Annotated in this window: 2 protein-coding genes; both read right to left on the bottom strand. The window is 75.1% G+C overall.

Annotated elements, in window-relative coordinates; genetic code table 11:
- The coding region (locus ACWDA7_RS52900; protein WP_450615380.1) for a hypothetical protein at nt 1-1267 on the bottom strand (1267 nt) is incomplete at its 3' end.
- Nucleotides 1264-1452: winged helix-turn-helix domain-containing protein (locus ACWDA7_RS52895; RefSeq protein ID WP_450615378.1), on the bottom strand; the 189-nt coding region annotated here is incomplete at its 5' end. The genes ACWDA7_RS52900 and ACWDA7_RS52895, both read right to left, overlap by 4 nt.

Here is a 1452-nt window from a genome sequence, read left to right as displayed (position 1 = left end):
GGTGGTGCTCGCGCAGGGCGGACCGCAGTTGCAGCCACCAGACGGCCGAGCCGCTGAGGGTCGCGGCGGCGACGCCCCAGGCCGAGCCGGCCGTGCCAGCGGCGGCCGCGCCGCCGAGTCCGCCGCCGACGTAGCAGGCGGAGGCGAACAGCTGGCAGCGCAGGCTGCGCCGGGCCGCGCCGAGGGCGCGCAGACCGGCCGCCGCGCCGGTGCCGAGGCCCGCTCCCGCGACGCTGAGGGTGATCTGCACGACGAGGTGCGAGGAGGAGTGCCAGACGTCGCCGAGCGCCAGGTCGCCGAGCCGGTCCGGCATCAGCAGCAGCGCCGAGCCCCAGAGCAGCGCTCCGGCGGCCTGTCCCCCGCCCAGGAGGAGGCAGAACCTGCCCAGTTGGTGCGGGGCCCGGCGCAGCACCCGTGCCGCCTCCGGGACGGTGACCAGCGAGAGACCCATCAGCACGGCGAGGAACGGGCCCATCAGGAGCTCGGCGCCCCGGATGGCGCCCACCGCGCCGACGCCGACGATCACACCGACCCCGTACGCCCGCACCTGGCTGGCGCCGCTGAGGCTGACGTTCTCGACCAGGTACCGGTAGCCGAGATCGCGCTGCTCGCGCAGCCAGCCGCGGGCCTCGGCCATCCGGGGCCGGATGCCGGACTGGAGGTAGCCGTACCCCGCGGCCACCGTGGCGGAGGCGCCCCAGGCGAGCACGAAGGCGGCCACGGTGTCCACGTGGGCCGCCACCACCATGGCAGGGACGAGGGCGATGCCCCACACGACGTCGTTGAGGAACGCCTTGCGCCCGTTGCCGGCGGCGAAGAACGCGAACCGCCAGGCGTCCTGGAGCAGCAGCCCCGGCAGCATGAGGCCCAGGGCGGCGAAGGCGGGCCCCACGCGGCCGCCGAGGCCGAGCCCGGCCGCCAGACACGCCACTCCGAGGGCCGCACCGACGCCGAGCGCGGTACCCGTGGACCGGGCCACCGCCCCGCGCCAGGAGGCCTCCGGCACACCGCTGAAGCGGACCACGAGCGGGTCGGTGGCCAGGCCGCGGGAGACGTTGAGCACCACGCCGTAGGTCACCCAGGCCAGGCTGAAGACACCGAACGCGGTCACCCCCAGCGAGCGGGCCACGTAGAGCCCCACCGCGAAGTTGCTGATGCTGGAGGCCGCCTGGTCGGCCAGTCCCCAGGACAGCCTGCCGACGAGGGCCCGCCTGGCGGACCCGGCCGGTACCGTCGTCTTCTCCCCCTGGGTGGTCATGTGCGTCATTCCTTGACGAGATCGGCGCCGCGCAGGGCATCGGCCGCGGCGGCCACGGTGTCGAACGGCAGCCCGGACCGCTCGGCGACGTCCAGCAGACTGTGCTCGCCGTCGGAGAGGTTGAGCACCCAGAGCATGGCCATCTGGGCCTGCTTGGTGTCGCTGCGTCCACCGAGCGCGTCGTACAACCCGCG

The organism is Streptomyces sp. NPDC001156 (assembly GCF_053598275.1).
The sequence above is the reverse complement of the archived record's forward strand: the minus strand, read 5'-3'. Positions and strand labels throughout refer to the sequence as shown.